Here is an 18544-nt window from a genome sequence, read left to right on the forward strand (position 1 = left end):
CTTCACATTTAAACCACCGTCGAGACAGTGATTTAAATGATTATAACTACAGTATTTTGGATAAAAATTGCTGTAACCGAGAATGCTTGGCACTACCGAAAATATTTTCTGGGGTATCACTGACCAGTAATTCACCCTCTTCCATAAACAGCACTCTGTCGGCGACCTCGCGAGCAAATCCCATTTCGTGGGTAACCACCACCATCGTCATGCCATCTGCTGCGAGTCCTTTCATGACATCCAGCACTTCGCCGACCATTTCTGGATCAAGCGCTGATGTTGGCTCATCAAACAGCATAATGTCGGGCTTCATTGCCAATGCGCGCGCAATGGCTACCCGCTGCTGCTGTCCACCAGAAAGGTGAGAGGGATAAACATCCATTTTTTCGGCTAACCCCACTCGGTACAGCAAGCTTTCTGCGTGCTCTTCAACCTCTTTCGCTGTCCGTTTAGTGACGGTTAACGGTGCCAGCATGACATTGCCCTTCACGGTCTTGTGCGGAAATAGATTAAATGACTGGAATACCATTCCCACATTTTCACGCAGGGCGTTAATATCAGTTCCTCGGGCATACATATCTATGCCATCAATCATAATAGTGCCAGAATTGATATCTTCCAGCTGATTAAGCGTGCGCAGAAATGTCGACTTACCCGATCCCGACGGGCCGATAATCACGACCACTTCACCGCGCTTGATGGTCGCACTTACCTTTTTCAATGCATGACAGTTATTCGGATATATCTTGTCGACTTGGGTCGCGACGATCATCTCGTTGCCGTTGTAATCTCTAGTCACTGGACGCTAACCTCTTCTCAATGCGTTGAACAAACCAAGATAACGAAGTGGTTAATAGCAAATATAGCCCCGCTACCACGAACCAGATTTCGAACGTGGCAAAGCTGCCACTGATCACTTCACGCCCGGCTTTTGTCAGATCCGTAATTGAAATAACAGAAACTAAAGAGGAATCTTTGATTAAGGTGATCAACTGTCCGGCCATTGGTGGCAGTGTGCGTTTAAATGCCTGAGGCAATATGACATAAACCATTGCCTTGGGGTAACTCATACCAAGCGAACGGGCTGCTTCCATCTGGCCCGGCGGAATGGACTGGATACCCGAACGAATAATCTCTGCGATATACGCCCCGGTAAAAATAGATAACGCAACGACACCGGCGGTAAATCGTTCCAAATCCATTATCGTACCCAAGAAAAAGTAGACGATGAATATCTGAACCAATAAGGGCGTACCACGGATAATTTCTACATAGAGAAATGAGAAGTTCTTGGTAACCGGATTATCCGATATCCGCATCAGTCCCGCGACTAAACCGAGAATGACAGCAAAGAATAATGAAATAACAGATATTTTCAGTGTCACCCAAAGTCCGAACACTAAGGGTCCGATTGACCAATGTTCCGATCGCGCAATAATATCTCCCTCAAATACGATGTCACCGTCTTCGACCAAACGTTCATCGTAGTTCTTCACTCGTTGAGGGCTGTCATCGTAATCAAAATCGATGATCAGTGAGCCATTGTCATTAACAATGACAGTTCCATCACCGCCAGCTCTGATTTCCAGAGGAGAGGTATCGAGTAAATAAGGGGTTACCCTTTCCCATTGCCAGTTGTAATTTATTTGTTTGGAGGATTGATACACACCAAGAATGGATAACCCGAGAATAACAACAAAAAGGCCGTGCCACAGCCAACGATTCGACGTCCTAAACATAACTTCTTCCATTAGGCGTTGGGGAGTAAAACAAGCCGGCCAGACATACCGCCTGGCCGATGATGGTTATTGCACTTGCTTCAACCAACTGTCGTTTTTAAACCATTTGTCGTAGACACGATCATACGTACCATCGCCTTTGATCTGACGAAGGAAGTTATTTAAAAAATTCAGCATATCGCTATCGCCCTGTACAACCGCCCAACCTAGCGGTTCAAATGTAAATGGCTGATCCAGGTGCACAACTTTACCTGCGTTTTGCGAGGCATAAATAGCATTAAACGGCATATCGTAAATGAACGCATCGGCCTTACCGTTTGCCACTTCAAGTACGGCATCAGACTGGGTTTCAAATACGTTTAGCTTGGCTTTACTGATCATACGTTTAATTGCTTGCTCACCCGTGGTGCCCAGCTTAGTCGCAATAGTATATTGACTATCATTCAAGTCTTTATAGCTGGTGATTTTTCCTTCAAGCTCAGGGTTAAGCAGAATACTCTGGCCAATGACAATATAAGGGTCAGCGAAATTAACTCGCATATTACGCTTGGCATTTATTGTCATGCCAGCATTAATCATATGGCACTTTCCCGTCAGCAAGGTGGGTATAATTCCATCCCAGGCAGTATTAATCGGCACATATTTCACATCCATCTGACGCGCCATCAACTTACCGATATCAATATCAAACCCAATAAAAGAACCATTTTTACTTTTCATTTCAAACGGCATATAGCCAGCATCAAAACAAACCCGTAACTCACCCGATTTTGCAATATCATCGAGGATCGGACCAGCAGACGTTGTAGCCGACGTAGTAAGAAGTGCTAAAGCAGCGACAAAACCACCAAATAATTTGCGCATAGACATCCCTGTATAGTTAGGCTGTTTAAGTCTTTAATTTAAACAGCAAATTAGTTATAACTCACCAGCATCAATACGACACCGTTGTTTTTATAACAAATTAACCACTACACACCCAAACATTTACGAAACAAATAACAGCAAAACCATTAACATGGGGGCCCTTTGGCAATATAATTGATGGCTATGTGTATCGATTAGAGTGATTACCACCCCACCAGTAATATCGCCCCCATGAATACTTTGAAAATAAGATAATATTCAGAATATTAGAAAACTTATGCTAATAATGGTTTTGTCCTAACAATATTAACAATCAAATGATATCTAGCACCGGTATATGGCGCGGCAATATGCGGCTGAACTCTGGTTCCGGAAGCGGCCTGGAAAACAAGTAACCCTGTCCGTAATCACAGCCGGCGGCAGCCAGTAAAGCTCGCTGCTCCTCAGTTTCAATCCCTTCAGCTACGACTTGCATGCCTAGTTTGTGTGCCATTACGATGATGGCCTCACACAATGCCATATCGTCTGAATTCGCTTTGAGATTACGCACGAACGATTGATCGATCTTGATATTATCGATATGAAATTTTTTGATATAAGACAGGGACGAATAGCCGGTGCCAAAGTCATCCAGTGAAACCTGAATTCCGGCATCACGAAACGCAAGCAGCTTGTCCGTGACTGTTTTGCTGGCGTCAAGCAACAAACCTTCAGTGATCTCGACAATAACAGCCTGCCCAGGCAGGTCAAGTTCTTGCAGGTGTTGCAGCCAGCTCGAGATATCACTTCCTCCGTCACAAAACTGCAACGGGGATTTATTAATACTGATCTGAAAGTTTTTATGGTGCGATGCACGCCAGCGAGCGGTCTGGTGAGCCGCCTGACGGAATACCCAATCTCCAATCTCGACAATGATGCCGGTTTCTTCGGCAATAGGGATAAATTCAGCAGGGCTAACCAAGCCGAGAACTGGGTGTTGCCAGCGGATCAATGCCTCGGCTTTACTGATGTTACCTGTTGCCAGCTCAACGATTGGCTGATAGTGAAGTTGTAACTGGTTGTTTTTAATCGCTTCACGTAAATCGTTTGCTAATTGCCGCCGGTATTGCGCCTCTTCATACATGGATACAGTAAAAAGGTGGTAACGGTTACGCCCTTGCTCCTTGGCCGAATACATGGCTTGGTCGGCATTCATCAGCAGAGCCTCCGTTTCATTACCGTCATCCGGATAGAAGGTAATCCCAATGCTGGGGGTGATATAAATGGTTTCAACGCCGAGCAAGAAAGGCGCAGAGAATGCGTGCAGAATTTTTTGGGCAACTCGTTCAGCGCCCTGTGTATTTTCCAGCTCACCGAGGATCACGGTAAATTCATCCCCTCCAAGCCGAGATACCATATCGGTTTCCCGTACACAGCCGCGCAGGCGCAGTGCTGCAGCATTAAGTAGCTGATCCCCCAAATTATGGCCAAGGGTATCGTTTACTTTCTTAAAATGGTCAAGGTCAAGAAACAGCAAAGCCATGGGCATGGTGGAAAGGTCCGTCTTCTTCTTTTCCAGATCCAGCCGCTCAATAAACATACGGCGATTAGGCAGCCCGGTTAAAAAATCAAAGTTAGCCTGGGTCCAGATAATTTCTTCAGACTTTTTCTTATCGGTAATATCGGACAACAGAGCAACCCGGCGATGGATTGCCCCATCAGAATTATAAATGGAGTTAACTGTCAGCATCGCAACATAGTCTTCACCGTTTTTATGACGACCCTTCACCTCTCCCTGCCAGCGGCCAGTCGTATTTAAAGCATGGTACATGGCCTGGAAGACCTTTTTATCCTGGTTAGACGTCAGAAATGTAGGGCTTTTATTTTTGATTTCATCGAGCGAATAACCCGTCATTTCCGTAAACGCAGGGTTAGTGGTAATAATTTCTCCCTCGCTGTCAGTAACAACCATCGCCTCACTGCTGTTTTGATAAACCATTGAGGCCAGTTTCATCGACTCTTCGGCCTGTTTGCTCTCAGTGGTATCTAACATACCGGCAATCACAAACTGGACTTTCCCATCGATTCGGTAGCAGGTAATCGTCATGTGGGCATAAACGGTATCGCCCCCCTTACGGATGAAACGTTTGTTTAACGAATAGCCCTCATTTTCACCCTTCAGCATACGATCAAACTGATCCAGATCAGGCTGCAGATCTTCAGGATGAGTCAACTCAGGCCAGGTCAGCCGAAGCAGCTCTTCCTCGCTATAGCCAAGCATTTCACAGAGCCGGGGGTTTACCCGCAACCAGCTTTTTTCCGGATGGGTGATAGCAACCCCAATGTTGCCCAAATCGAATTGAGAGCGGAACAGGAATTCGCTTTCCTGTAAAGCAACGGCTGTCTGATCACGCTGGAGACGTCGGGTAAACAACATCCCCAGAACAACGGTGATCAATGGGTAAATAAGTAATACCGGAAAGGTGATGCTAGAGAGTACCTTGAGCGCGATATCCCACGGCAAAGTAAACATCAACGCCAGCATTACCCCATGAATAACGATGCCGAACAGGTAAATTTCACGGGCCAATAACTCTGATAACGGACGCTGACGGTAATAGTGCCAGGCAATGCCCAATAAGCCTGAAGCGACGATCACCATGACCCCAGTAATTGCAGCGTCGCCCCCCTGATAAAGGCGTAATATTGCGGTCATCACCATAGCAACTAAAGTAGGAACTGCGCCAAAAAAAAGTCCGGCGATCCCAAGCAGCACCGAGCGGGTATCAAATACAATTCCAGGTGCATACTCCCAGGGTGTGAGCATGATGATAATGCCGATCACTCCCAGCGCAATACCCGTGAGCACCGTCCAGAATGGAGCGAATGCGGCACGACTGCGACTGGTTGCCATATCGTAGATAAAAAACATTGCCAGTAATAAGGCGGCATTGTGCGTCAGAGCGAGAAAACCAGCATTGTTCATTCTTGTCGTTGTCTCTTTTTTATTTGCATCTGTCATGCATTTATATTGTTATATTCGTCATTTACATAGTAACAACACAGGGAAAAGTTTGATACAACAGCCAGTTGTACTTTTCCATATTATACCGAGGTAAAATTCGCTCATAGCACCCGGTACCCAATGCCGCATTTAAAGCGCGAAGTAAATCAAAACCGCTTTTGACTGTTCTTTCGCAGGCGCTGCTGATGTAACGCTTCCATTGCTTCTCTATACGAATTATCGCGATGCCAGAACAGGGAATAATCACCGCCTTGCCCTGGCTCTCGCAACAACAATAAGGCGATTCACCAGCACGCTTTTCTTGGTTGCCTGTGCTGATTTTAATTCACGCAGAACGCGCGCAATTTCTGAATCGAGATACTTTGCCGTTTTGGTTTTTACCAATGCCCGAATTACTTTTTCAGCATTATTTGGCACCGGTTGTTCTAACGCCCACAGATAGCTGTAATTGTTACCTTCACTAAGCTGTACAGATCCACTTTGTGGTAAGGCTTCTTTTTGCGGCTCAGGCACTAGAACGTCATCTGACCGTCCCAGACGCTTATAGTATTCGCAAACAATGGGGGATTTATGGTGTGGCAATTTGCCCGTCTGGTATAACTGAGGGCCCAGTTCACTGGCGATATCAACTTTGGCTTCCGGTACAAAAGAACTCGCATTTTTCATTTGCTGTGCCTTATTGCCAGTACTGCTTTTTGCACCGATATTGGTCATACTGTAATAGATTTTTGCGATGTTCTTAGCCCGGGTAAGCCCGACGTAAGCCAACCTTCGTTCTTCTTCCGTATCAGCAGATATACTGACCGCCGACTTATTCACGTAAGGGAAAGCATCTTTATCCCAATAGGGCAGATAAACCTGATTGTATTCACAGCCTTTGGCACGGAAAATGGTTGTAAGCTGAATACCTTGTGGATTTTTGTTCATTGAGGCTGATTGTTGCGAATAATATTCAAAATACTGCAAGGCTTTTTCACAGTTTTGATCCATCGAATCCAGCACCGTCTCAATACTGTCTAATCGCTCAATTGCTTCCTCAATTTCTGAGGCTGTCGATTCTGTTTTCCAGATCCAATTGTCAAGCTGGCTTTCTCTTCGATACTGACGATAAACATCTAAGGCTTTGAACGCCCCTTTTCGCGCTAATCGCACAATGAGATCAAGCCTGTCGAGCAAATTATCAAACTTACCGTCACGATCCGCAGTCTCAAGGTTCTTAGCAAACGTATCCCACTTCGCTGCTGGTATAACGGCCAGCTCGTCACAGATCGGACGCAGTTGCTTATTCGGCACATAACAGTGCGGAAAGCATAGCAGGTTAAACAGCAGCGTTGATTTCTGCTGATGGCTCCACTCATCATAGCGACCGGTTGCAACAGACATCAGATCGATCAGTAATTTCACTTCACGGCTATTGGCCAGCACCGAGGGAACCGGCATCTGATAAGCAATCTGCTTACTTAAGAAAGCCAGTTCAAACAGTAGGGTCTGAGACCAGCGTCTGACCAGAATCGCAACCTCGGAGGCATCACCACCGCTGGTAATATATGCCTGAACAGATTCAATGATTTCCCCGACCTGACGCGCACTTCCCGCCACTTCAACTTGCGTATCGGCAACGTTATCGTGCGAAACGGTCAAAAAATCATGAAATCGCTGTTTGTTATTGGCAATAAGATGGCTTGCCGACAGCGCAAGGCTATGACCAAAGCGGAATGTTCTCGACAGTGAGTAAGTACTCGCCGGCGAAAAATCCGTTTCGAAATTGAGCATGAATTGCGGTGCACTTCCACGCCACTTGTAAATACACTGGTCGACGTCACCAACGGCAATCAGCTGAGCTTGCGGCCCTAGCAGCTGCTTTAATAATTGATACTGCGCTGTATTAATATCTTGAAATTCATCAACCACAATCAATTGGAATTGTTGATGGTAGTCGTTTCGTAGTGCCTCTGAATTTTTGAGCACATTGACTGATTCGACAAGCCAGTCATCAAAGAAAAGTAATTTGTGTTCTTTGCGTAACGTCTCAAACTGCCAATACGCATCAATAATAAATCGGTACTCACGGTTGATATCGGATAATTCGAATACGTCTTTCGGCGCCATCATATGCGCTTTAACTAGGCCAATAAAACTCATCAGCAGTTCGATTGACTTAGGATCTTTGATCAGCTGCTGGCGTTGATACCCTTTCTCGTGCCCCGCCAGCGTTCGAAGCACGGATTTGGCCAATGCTTTATCCCGATCACCCTCCTGAAAATCGAGCTGGTAGCCCGTTTCTCTTAAGTATCCGGTCTGATTAAGCAGCTTTAGACAAAAACTGTGGAAGGTATGGACCGGTACGGCGTCGCTTACCCCGGAAGTTTGCAGCTTATGTTGAAAATCGGTGCGAATGTCCCGGTTAAACATCATAACCAGCATTGCACTCGCAGGTATGCTGGCCAGTTTATGCTTGATAAGACCTACCAGCGTGGTCGTTTTCCCCGTTCCGGCTCCCGCCACACATAAAGCATTTCCGGTTTGATGATGAATAAATGCTTGTTGTTCAGGGGTAAAACGTGTCATGGGTATAACCAAATCTCAAATCCTATCGAATAAAGAGGATTCTGCCATAGTTGAGCGTTATATTCCCTAAAAAGGCAACAACCTCAACTGACACCTCTAATTCGAATGACAATGGAAAATTAAATAATTATTGAATCAAAATCGATTAAAGCCAAGGCAGTGAAGCTGGCTTCAATGAAATTTCTTACGCAGTAATTTGGATATATTAAGCCCGGCAAACTGAGGCCGGGCTTTTTCTTCTGGTTTATGTTTTTCAGGTTTAGAGCTTAAATCGGCCGACCTCTTGCCCAAGCTCTGAAGCCAGCAGGTTGAGCTCTTCTGCCTGCTTAGCGGCTTCCAAAGACTCTTCGGCTAAATTATCGGCAACATTTTTTACGCCTTCAGTATTGCGACTAATTTCAGATGTCACCGAAGACTGCTCTTCTGCTGCTGAAGCGATTTGGGTGGCCATATCACTGATTTCACTGATCGCATGCGAAATTCGCTCTAAGCTCGATCCCGCTTCGTCCACATCATCCACACTGGTTGCAGCAAGTTGATGGCTATCTGACATTACTAATACCGCACGTTGGGTTGTCGATTGTAGCGTCTCAATCATTTGCTGAATTTCTTCTGTTGACGAGTGCGTACGTTGTGACAGCACGCGTACCTCATCCGCTACCACCGCAAATCCCCGTCCCTGCTCGCCGGCTCGAGCAGCTTCAATAGCGGCATTAAGCGCCAGTAAATTCGTTTGTTCAGCAATCGAGCGAATAGTCGCCAAAATCGTACTGATTTGCTGCGCGTGGCCGTTCAATTCTTCGATAATTCCCACCGCATTGGTAACTTCTTTTTCCAGCTCTCCAATAGAGCTCTGACTCTTGTTTACCTGATCGTAACCGTCGCTGCTCAGCGTCACCGCCTGAGTGCTGGTTTTTGCGGTGTTTTCAGCGTTTCCGGCAATTTCCTGAGTTGCACTAGCCATTTCAGTAACAGCCGTTGCAACCATCGTGATTTCGTCCTGCTGCAGGCGGATATTCTGATGTCGCGCAGCTGCCGCTTGAGAGGTTACTTTTGCCTGATCGTTCAACTGTACCGTTATTTCACTTAATCGTGTGACCATCTGATGTAAACGCGCAACAAAAACATTGAAATTAGAAGCCAGTTTTCCGACCTCGTCATCACTGCGGGTGCTGATACTCACGGTCAGATCACCTTCACCATGGGCGATATCAGAAAGCGCATCACTGACTTTGGCTAATTCAGCCAGCTGGCGGTTCACAAACCACGCTGTACCGCTCCCCATCGCAAGAAGAATCATCAGACCAAACAGCATCTGCTGTAAGACCATATTTCTCAAAGGCGCTTCAAGCACGTCGATATCCATAACAAACGCAAGAAGCCATGTTGTGTTAGGAACACGTTCGATCTTCACGGCCATTTCCTGACCGTCAATTGTTGTTTTAAAGAAGCTGTCGGAACTCATTTCCCGGCGTAAATTCTCCAGTGCAAAACCCTGGCCTATTTCCGCGGTATCTTTTAAGACTAAGTCTTTGTTTGGGTGCGCAACAATGATCCCGCTGTTATCGAGTAACATGGCATAACCTTCACCCAAAACAGGCATTGAAATGACGTCCTGGGTAAGCTTATCTAATGCTAAGTTAGATGCGGCAACCCCGATCACCTTACCATTATTACGTACAGGATCCGCCATAGTCACCACCAGCGCGTTCATCGTATGGCTCACATAGGGCTTGGTGGTAATAAAGTTGTCTGCTGCGAATGCTTGTTTATACCAACCTCGGGTTCTCGGATCATATCCCGCAGTATTGAGCGACGGATCCTGACGGAACATTTCTCCCTTTGCGTTACCATAATAACTTAAACCAAATCCACCTGACTTATAGGTTTGTTTAAGGTGCGAAACAATATCGAGTGACTGATCATTTTCAATTGCTTCTTTAAGGCCCTCTATCGCATGTCTTTTCCCTAGTATCCAGTCACCAATTCCCATCGCATGGGCCTGCGCTGTATTCGTACTTTCACTTTCAATAGCACGCCACGCTTCCTGCTTCATTTCAGAATATGAAACAATGCCAAAAGACGCTGCGGTCACGGTAATAGCGACCACACTGGCTAACACCAGTTTTGCTTTTAATGTGAGACTCATCGATACCACCTTGATGTGCAACCACTTTTATATTTAAGTGTATGATTTTTATATGTTATAGCTAGAAAGTATCCATAAAATGCTATAAATACAATAATTGAAGTGCAACAAGTTGAACCTTGTTCAGTAATATAGTGCCGGATTTGGAAAATATAGGTAGAGAAAGGAGCCAGTACCAGAGAGGCCAGAGCCTCTCAAATCGCAAATGAACATTGATATAACAGTTAGGCGATCAAAAAACGGCCAGATGTAAACGCGGCCACTGATGCTGATCTTCATCAACATAAACGGTTATCTTGATCCTCGATGCGTAAGGAAGCTCGATACGGCTTAAATGGGTATCATCCTTCGGTAGCTTGAGCAGTTGCTGAATAAGTTGTCTTATGACTCCTGCATGGGTGACCACTAGCAGATGTTTCCCCGCGTGATCACGAAGCAGCTGCTGGAAAGCATTTCGAATCCGGCTATCGAACGCAACCAGCGCCTCACCGTTGGGCGGTGTATGCGACCAGGGATCAGCCCAATACTGACTTAAGCGTTCTTTCTCTTGCTGCCACAGCTGCGCGTAGGGAATGCCGTCCCAGTCACCAAAATCAATTTCTTGCCACTGTTCGATAACGTTTACCGGCCTTCCTGCCTGTTGCCCGAATCGCTTGGCAAAGGCTGCGCAACGAACAAGCGGTGAGGTAATAATACAATCAATACCCGACGTACTCTCTGGCTGGCGATCCAAAGCCTGTTGCATCTGCTCCCACCCTACCGGGCTCAGAGGAACATCGGTTCTTCCTCGCATGCAGTCACTGTCTGTTGGCTGGCCATGCCGTAATAACTCGATTGTTGTGGTCGTCATAACTACGCCTTTAAACGGTTAAGATCAGCGAATGATATCAGTTTTGTGTTAATGACATTACGGCGGTTTCACCAGAGATCGTGAGTAGTGCCCGCAACCGTTCGGGTAACTATGCCGCCGTATTACAACTAATGACGTAAATCCAACTCACTGGCGACGCCTTTCAGTATTTGCGGCAAGCCCGCCATTACGAAAACCACCCGATCAGCCTGCTTTGCAATTGCCTGATGCAACCATCCGGCTTCGTCAACAAAGCGACGCGACATTTCCCCCATCGGGACAATGCCCTGCCCGACCTCGTTTGACACTAAGATGACTTGCCCCTGAGCCTGATCTAGTGCTTCTAACAGTTGTGCTTTTGCATCAGACCAGACGAGATCGTGCTCACCAAACAAACAGTTGGTGAGCCATAACGTCAAGCAATCAACCAGCAGACAGCTGCCGGGAATACTGTGGCAACGTATTGCTTCAGCCAGTGCCAGCGGCTCTTCAATAACCGGCCAATGTGCCGGTCGTTGTTGCTGATGATGGATGACACGCTGCGCCATTTCATCATCATCCACGGTGGCGGTCGCAATATATTTAACTGTCAGCCCCGACTCTTTGGCTCTGCGTTCCGCGTAGCTGCTTTTGCCAGAACGTGCTCCGCCTAGAATAAATTCAACGTGCCCCATTCGCGTGTTCATCTCATATACCTTCCGACCAAGTTATTATTGTTGGGTGATTTTCAGTAAGTATCGTTAAGGAAGTTGTTCCAATTCATAACCATACACGCCACTATATCATTAAGTTTGTGCGCCAAGTATTGAGATGAAAAACGGCTGATATTGAAGTGTAATTAAAATCAAAACTAATATAAAAATATTTTTATATTAATATCCATACACTTAAAGATAACTTTAAAACCAGCTGCCTTGCATATTACATGGTTAATTATTTTTATGAAGGGATCTGAAAATCAAGTTGAGTGTTCTTTTCAACACCATGCATACCCACCATGATGCGCAACCGACTAACATGAATATTTCTCAGCCTAACAAACTATTTCACAACAAGCAGTTATACAAAATATCCATCCTCATCACACATATTTTCAACACTTCTCTTTAGAATCTATTCTCTTTGCCGATAAAATGATCAGTAACACATAAAAAATAATTTTTAGCTCTCGTTGAGGGAAGGATCCTATGAAGTTCAACCACAAAGTTGTCGCGACTTCTTCAGCTATACTACTAGTTGCACTTTCGCTGCTGTCTGCAAACCAATATTTTAATATCAAAGGAGAAATTGAAACACTTGTGACGAAAAGTGTGGATGAAATTGTGTCCGGAATTGGTAATACCGTTAACGCGGAGTTAAACAGCCGAAAAGCACTTGTCCGCTATGCCGCCAGCATGATCGAAGAGGATCTGTCACTGAATAATATCGAATCGATAATCAGCCAACCCACGATCAAAAACACTTTTTTATTGACCGGGGTTGGTTTTGAAAATGATGGCTCTTACATCAGTAATGATCCTAATTGGAACCCGGGAACATCATGGGATCCAAGAAGCCGGCCTTGGTATAAAGATACCAAAAATGCCCGGGATCTTATTATTACGGCTCCCTATGCAGACTCTGTGACTAACGAAATTTTAGTCTCCATCGCGACGCCAGTCATGGAAGCAAGTCAATTCAAAGGTGCCATTTTTTTTGATGTCAGCCTGGCGGGTATGGCTAAAACAGTGAACAAGGTGTCGCTGTTTGATGCCGGTTACCTCTTTTTAGTTTCAGAAAATGGCACTGTTATTGCGCACCCAGATACCAAAATGAATGGCCAGCCAATGTCTGCATTCTTAAGCGGGATCTCCATATCAAATTCTATCCAAACCACAGAGCTAGACGGCAACCAGGTTGATGTATCGTTTGCCAAAATTGAGGGGCAGCGCTGGTTTATCGGTGTTGTACTTGATAAGAGCATCGCTTATGCCGCCGTTGATGAGTTAAAAACTAATTCCATAATTTATTCATTAGTTGCGCTGGTACTGGGCATCATTGCACTGTTACTACTGATTAAAGTGTTAATGCGCCCGCTTCAAGTGCTTAATGCCGCTATCCAGAATGTTGCCTCCGGTCAGGGCGACCTGACCCAACGTCTTGATACCAATACTGATGAAGAGTTTGCTGAATTAGCGCGAGGGTTTAATGCCTTTACTGAAAAACTCCAGAATCTGATCATCCAAACCAAAGGTCTCAGCCAGGATATCATGGAGGGTACCGAGCAAACGGCGGCAGGTGCCAAGCATTCCGCCAAAGCGATGGCAACCCAATTGGAAGAGTTAGAACAATTGGCGACAGCGATGAATGAGATGGCCTCGACATCTTCTGATGTGGCAGGCAATGCCCAGGGCGCAGCGGCTGCCGCACAAGAAGCAGATAACGCCGTCATTGATGGCAGCAATATTGTTTCGCACACCTCAACAGCGATTTCTGACCTGTCGATTCAAATCGACCAGGCCGTCGAGGTGGTTAAACAGCTCGAACATGCCACCGGGAATATTGAAACCATCTTAAAAGTAATTAACGAGATTGCCGATCAAACCAACCTGCTGGCACTGAATGCGGCCATTGAAGCTGCACGTGCGGGTGATTCTGGCCGTGGCTTCGCTGTGGTTGCTGATGAAGTTCGTACCCTGGCTCAGCGTACTCAGCAGTCGACCACAGAAATTCGCCAGATGATTGAGCAACTGCAATCGGGGGCAAGTTCTGCCGTGGCGGTGATGGGACAAAGTAAAGAAACAGCAAGTAGTACTGTGATCAAAGCACAAGAGGCTGACGAAGCATTGGAGCGTATCCGAACTGCGATTCAGCAGATCAGCGATATGAATATGCAAATCGCCTCTGCCGCTGAAGAGCAAAGCCTTGTTGCCGAAGAGATAAACAGTAATACCCTTAAGATTAAAGATCTTTCGGTGCAAGTAGCTGACGCGGCAGATGGTGCCAACGCCGCGATGGACATTCAGATTAATACTGTACGGGAACAAGATAGCATCATGAATAAGTTTATCGTCTAATTAAACTTATCGACTAGCGAATAAAAAAGGCCGAGTATCGGCCTTTTTTATTATTCAAATAGCAGATATTTCCTGCACACGAAAACGCTACAAAATCAGATCGAAATTAACCAAACCCTAACAAGTCACCACTTATACATTTATTCATATTCACTCTTTATTTTACTTATAATTGCAATAAATATTAACACCAAGTATTAACTCATTTATATTTTTGTATGGGGTCAAAAAGTTAACAAATATTAAATTTAATACTTAAGTACTAATTGAATACCACTGAATGACTACTCTATGATCTCGTTACAGATAGATTTGTTAAATATAAAGCGACTTAAAGATTCTATTTATAAATAAAAATAGCAGGTGGTATTATGAGTAGTGTTACGAATCAAGAAAGCGGGGAAAAGCGCTCAAGGGAGTGGCAATCCTTCCTTTTCATAACCATTTTCCTCTTCCCTATTCTCAGCATAATGGCTGTAGGCGGGTACGGTTTTATTGTCTGGATGATGCAGATCTTTCTCTTAGGTCCTCCTGGTCATGGTTAATCAAAAAAACATGCTGGATTTACTGAAATTATTTTAAAGAGAACAGATCATGAAATCATTTTTAACCAAAGTCTGGGCGTCAGTCTCTCGCCCTAGTCTGCATATTAGCCTGGGTGTACTGACCTTAGGCGGCTTCATCGCCGGTGTTATCTTCTGGGGAGGATTTAATACCGCGCTAGAAGCAACAAATACCGAAGAGTTTTGTATTAGCTGCCATAGCATGGAAAACAATGTCTATCAGGAACTGCAAGAAACGGTTCACTGGAAAAATAATTCCGGTGTGCGCGCGACTTGTCCTGACTGTCACGTACCCCATGACTGGACAGCAAAAATCGCCCGTAAAATGCAAGCAAGTAAAGAAGTTTTCGCCCAAGTATTTGGTGTCATCGACACTCGTGAAAAGTTTGAAGAAAAACGAATTACGCTTGCTCAGCACGAATGGGATCGCTTTTCTGCCAACAAATCTCTTGAATGCAAAAACTGTCATAACTATGACAGCATGGATTTCGAGAAGATGAGACCAACTGCCCGTATCCAGATGAAACAAGCGGCTGAACGTGACCAAAGCTGTCTGGATTGCCATAAGGGTATCGCCCATAACCTTCCTCATAATATGGACAGCACCGGCGGCATGATCGACCAGCTTGAACAGCTTGCAGCAAATACCAAGTACGAAGAAGGCAGGGACTACGTCAGCGTTCGTCATCTTCCTCTGTATGAAGACAAAGCCATGGCAACGGAGGCTGGTTTGCTGAACCCGGCGTCAAGTGTCAAAGTTGTTGATCAATCCGGTGATGCTATTTTGGTAGAAGTCGCAGGCTGGCGCAAAGTAAAAGGCTTTGGTCGTGTGATCCAGGAAGACTTCGGTATGAACATCCCGGTTGGATCTTTACTCAAAGAAACAGCACAAAACGATGCCCTGATCGAGAAATTTGAAATCAAAGAAGACGAACTGACCGGTCTTCCTTGGCAGCGCATTAATACCAAGTTGTGGATGAAGAAAGAAGCGCTGCTTGCTGATGTTCAACCTGTCTGGGAACAAGCAAAGCAGTCTTATCAGACCAACTGTTCAGTGTGTCACACCCAGCCAGCAGAAGATCACTTCGATGCTAACACCTGGCCAGGAATGTTCAACGGCATGATGGCCTTTGTGAACTTCGACACCGACAGCAAAGCCCTGGTATTGAAGTACCTGCAAAAACACTCATCAGATTTTTCTGAAGCTAAACACTAAGCGATTGATGGAGTAATAAGAGTATGTCTGTTAGCAGAAGAAGTTTTCTTAAAGGCATTGCAACAACCAGCGCCGTATCTGTCATTGGCCCGAGCCTGTTAGCTTCGTCAAAAGCAATTGCCGCAGAAACAACCGGAACCTGGAAAGTATCAGGTTCACACTGGGGTGCGTTCCGTGCCCACATCTATGCGGGCAAGGTGCAGGAAATCAAACCGCTGGAAATGGATAAATACCCGACCGAAATGCTGGATGGCATTAAGGGGATCATTTACAGCCCGTCGCGCGTTCGTTACCCGATGGTGCGCCTTGACTGGCTGAAGAAGCACAAGTACAGCGGTGAAACCCGCGGTAATAACCGTTTCATCCGCGTTACCTGGGATGAGGCATTAGACCTGTTCTACCGTGAGCTTGAGCGCGTTCAGAAAGATTACGGTCCTTGGGCACTTCACGCAGGTCAAACCGGCTGGCGCCAGACCGGTCAGTTCCACAGTTGTACCAGTCACATGCAGCGCGCTGTGGGTATGCACGGTAACTACATCACTAAAGTCGGTGATTACTCTACCGGTGCCGGCCAGACTGTACTGCCGTATGTTTTAGGCTCAACGGAAGTCTATGCCCAGGGTACCTCATGGTCTGAAATTCTCGACCACAGTAAGAACATTGTGCTTTGGGCAACCGATCCGGTTAAGAACCTGCAGGTCGGCTGGAACTGTGAAACCCACGAGTCATTTGCATACCTGGAGCAACTGAAAGACAAAGTGGCGAAAGGCGAAATCAATGTACTGTCGGTTGACCCGGTTAAGAACAAAACGCAACGTTACTTAGGTAACGATCACATGTTCATTAACCCGCAGACTGACGTCGCATTCATGCTGGCCGTTGCGCATACGCTATACACTGAAGATCTTTATGATAAAAAGTTTGTTCAAACTTACTGCTTAGGTTTTGATGATTTTGTCCCTTACCTGACGGGTGAGAGTAAAGATAAGATCGAGAAAACCCCTGAATGGGCAGCCGAGATCTGTGGCGTAACCGCTGATGAAATTCGCGACTTTGCCCGTATGCTGGTGTCTGATCGCACTCAGATCCTGTTTGGTTGGTCTATTCAACGTCAGCAGCATGGTGAACAGCCATATTGGATGGGTGCCGTTATCGCGGCAATGGTTGGCCAGATTGGTCTGCCTGGCGGCGGTGTCTCTTATGGTCACCACTACAGTTCAATCGGCGTTCCGTCGACAGGCTTTGCCGCACCCGGCGGCTTCCCGCGTAACGTGGATCAGGGCCAGAAGCCAAAGTGGGACAACAACGATTTCAACGGCTACAGCCGCACTATCCCGGTCGCGCGTTGGATCGACTGTTTGCTTGAGCCCGGCAAAGAGATCAAATACAACGGCTCAAAAGTAAAACTGCCCGATTACAAAATGATGGTGATCAGCGGTAACAACCCTTGGCACCACCATCAGGACCGTAACCGCATGAAGCAGGCTTTCCAGAAGCTGCAGACGGTGGTAACGGTTGATTTCGCCTGGACCGCAACATGCCGTTTCTCTGATATTGTTCTGCCGGCTTGTACCCAGTTCGAGCGCAATGATATCGACGTTTACGGCTCATACAGCGGCCGCGGCTTGCTTGCGATGCAAAAGCTGGTTGATCCTCTGTATCAGTCAAAAACTGACTTTGATATCTTCACCGAACTGTCCCGCCGTTTCGGTCGCCACAAGGAATACACCCGTGGTATGGACGAGATGGAATGGGTACGCTCACTGTACTCCGACTGCCGCGATGCGAACAAAGGCAAATTTGAGATGCCTGAATTCGATGAGTTCTGGGAAAAAGGGGTACTCGACTTTGGCGAAGGTAAACCATGGGTTCGCCATGCTGACTTCCGCGAAGATCCGGAAATCAATGCACTAGGTACCCCATCAGGCTTTATCGAAATCTTCAGCCGTAAGATCGACCGCTTTGGTTACCAAGAGTGTCAGGGCCACCCAATGTGGTTCGAAAAGAGCGAACGTTCTCACGGTGGTCCCGGATCGGAGAAACACCCGTTCTGGATGCAGTCTTGCCACCCGGACAAGCGCTTGCACTCACAGATGTGTGAATCGGAACAATACCGTGCAACCTACGCCGTTAAAGGCCGTGAGCCAATTTACATCAACCCGAAAGATGCAGCCGCTAAAGGCATTAAAGACGGTGATCTGGTGCGCGTATTTAATGACCGTGGCCAACTGCTGGCTGGCGCTGTTCTTACCGACAGCTACGCGCCGGGGGTGGTTCGAATTGAGGAAGGAGCCTGGTATGGTCCGCTGAACGAAAAAGTCGGTGCCATCTGTACGTATGGCGATCCGAATACCCTGACTCAGGATATCCCTTCATCAGAGCTTGCGCAGGCAACCAGTGCAAATACCTGTCTGGTTAATTTTGAGAAATATACTGGCGTAGTTCCCCCGGTGACTGCATTCGGTGGCCCACTAGAAGTTAATTAAGGCAAACCTGATATTATGTAGCTAACGAAAAAGCCGCCTGTTCTTT

The 18544-nt window shown here is 46.2% G+C and carries 12 protein-coding genes; 4 read left to right on the plus strand and 8 right to left on the minus strand.

Annotated features, from left to right (window positions below):
- Positions 1-46 precede the first annotated feature (46 nt).
- From R3289_RS00430 to cobU, 8 genes are all read right to left on the minus strand, one after another.
- Positions 47-772: an amino acid ABC transporter ATP-binding protein gene (locus tag R3289_RS00430; RefSeq protein ID WP_318923918.1), complete on the minus strand. Its 726-nt coding sequence runs from the start codon at positions 770-772 to the stop codon at positions 47-49.
- Positions 773-791: 19 nt separating this feature from the next.
- Positions 792-1739: an amino acid ABC transporter permease gene (locus tag R3289_RS00435; RefSeq protein WP_318923304.1), complete on the minus strand. Its 948-nt coding sequence runs from the start codon at positions 1737-1739 to the stop codon at positions 792-794.
- 66 nt (positions 1740-1805) lie between these two features.
- Positions 1806-2603 carry a transporter substrate-binding domain-containing protein gene (locus tag R3289_RS00440; RefSeq protein ID WP_318923306.1) on the minus strand — a complete coding sequence of 266 codons (798 nt, stop codon included), beginning with the start codon at positions 2601-2603 and terminating at the stop codon, positions 1806-1808.
- A 316-nt stretch (positions 2604-2919) separates the two neighbouring features.
- Positions 2920-5607, minus strand: coding sequence for an EAL domain-containing protein (locus tag R3289_RS00445; RefSeq protein WP_318923309.1), 2688 nt, complete (start codon positions 5605-5607; stop codon positions 2920-2922).
- 246 nt (positions 5608-5853) lie between these two features.
- Positions 5854-8178 (minus strand): ATP-dependent helicase, encoded by a 2325-nt coding sequence (locus R3289_RS00450; RefSeq protein WP_318923311.1) that lies wholly within the window; start codon positions 8176-8178, stop codon positions 5854-5856.
- Between the two features lie 259 nt (positions 8179-8437).
- Positions 8438-10327: a methyl-accepting chemotaxis protein gene (locus tag R3289_RS00455; protein ID WP_318923313.1), complete on the minus strand. Its 1890-nt coding sequence runs from the start codon at positions 10325-10327 to the stop codon at positions 8438-8440.
- 232 nt (positions 10328-10559) lie between these two features.
- A complete protein-coding gene (locus R3289_RS00460; protein ID WP_318923315.1) occupies positions 10560-11177 on the minus strand; it encodes a histidine phosphatase family protein in 618 nt (205 codons plus the stop codon).
- Positions 11178-11305: 128 nt separating this feature from the next.
- Positions 11306-11863, minus strand: coding sequence for a bifunctional adenosylcobinamide kinase/adenosylcobinamide-phosphate guanylyltransferase (cobU, locus tag R3289_RS00465; RefSeq protein ID WP_318923317.1), 558 nt, complete (start codon positions 11861-11863; stop codon positions 11306-11308).
- A 501-nt stretch (positions 11864-12364) separates the two neighbouring features.
- Between cobU and R3289_RS00470 the strand changes: the two genes are divergently transcribed.
- From R3289_RS00470 to torA, 4 genes are all read left to right on the plus strand, one after another.
- Entirely contained in the window at positions 12365-14233 is a 1869-nt protein-coding gene (locus R3289_RS00470) for a methyl-accepting chemotaxis protein (protein WP_318923318.1), read from the plus strand.
- A gap of 371 nt (positions 14234-14604) precedes the next feature.
- Positions 14605-14778: a trimethylamine N-oxide reductase system protein TorE gene (torE, locus tag R3289_RS00475; protein ID WP_318923320.1), complete on the plus strand. Its 174-nt coding sequence runs from the start codon at positions 14605-14607 to the stop codon at positions 14776-14778.
- Between the two features lie 49 nt (positions 14779-14827).
- Positions 14828-16012: a pentaheme c-type cytochrome TorC gene (gene torC, locus R3289_RS00480; RefSeq protein ID WP_318923322.1), complete on the plus strand. Its 1185-nt coding sequence runs from the start codon at positions 14828-14830 to the stop codon at positions 16010-16012.
- Between the two features lie 23 nt (positions 16013-16035).
- Entirely contained in the window at positions 16036-18498 is a 2463-nt protein-coding gene (gene torA / locus R3289_RS00485; protein WP_318923324.1) for a trimethylamine-N-oxide reductase TorA, read from the plus strand.
- Positions 18499-18544 lie beyond the last annotated feature (46 nt).

Origin of the sequence: Photobacterium sp., from assembly GCF_033720175.1 — a bacterium.
GTDB lineage: Bacteria > Pseudomonadota > Gammaproteobacteria > Enterobacterales > Vibrionaceae > Photobacterium.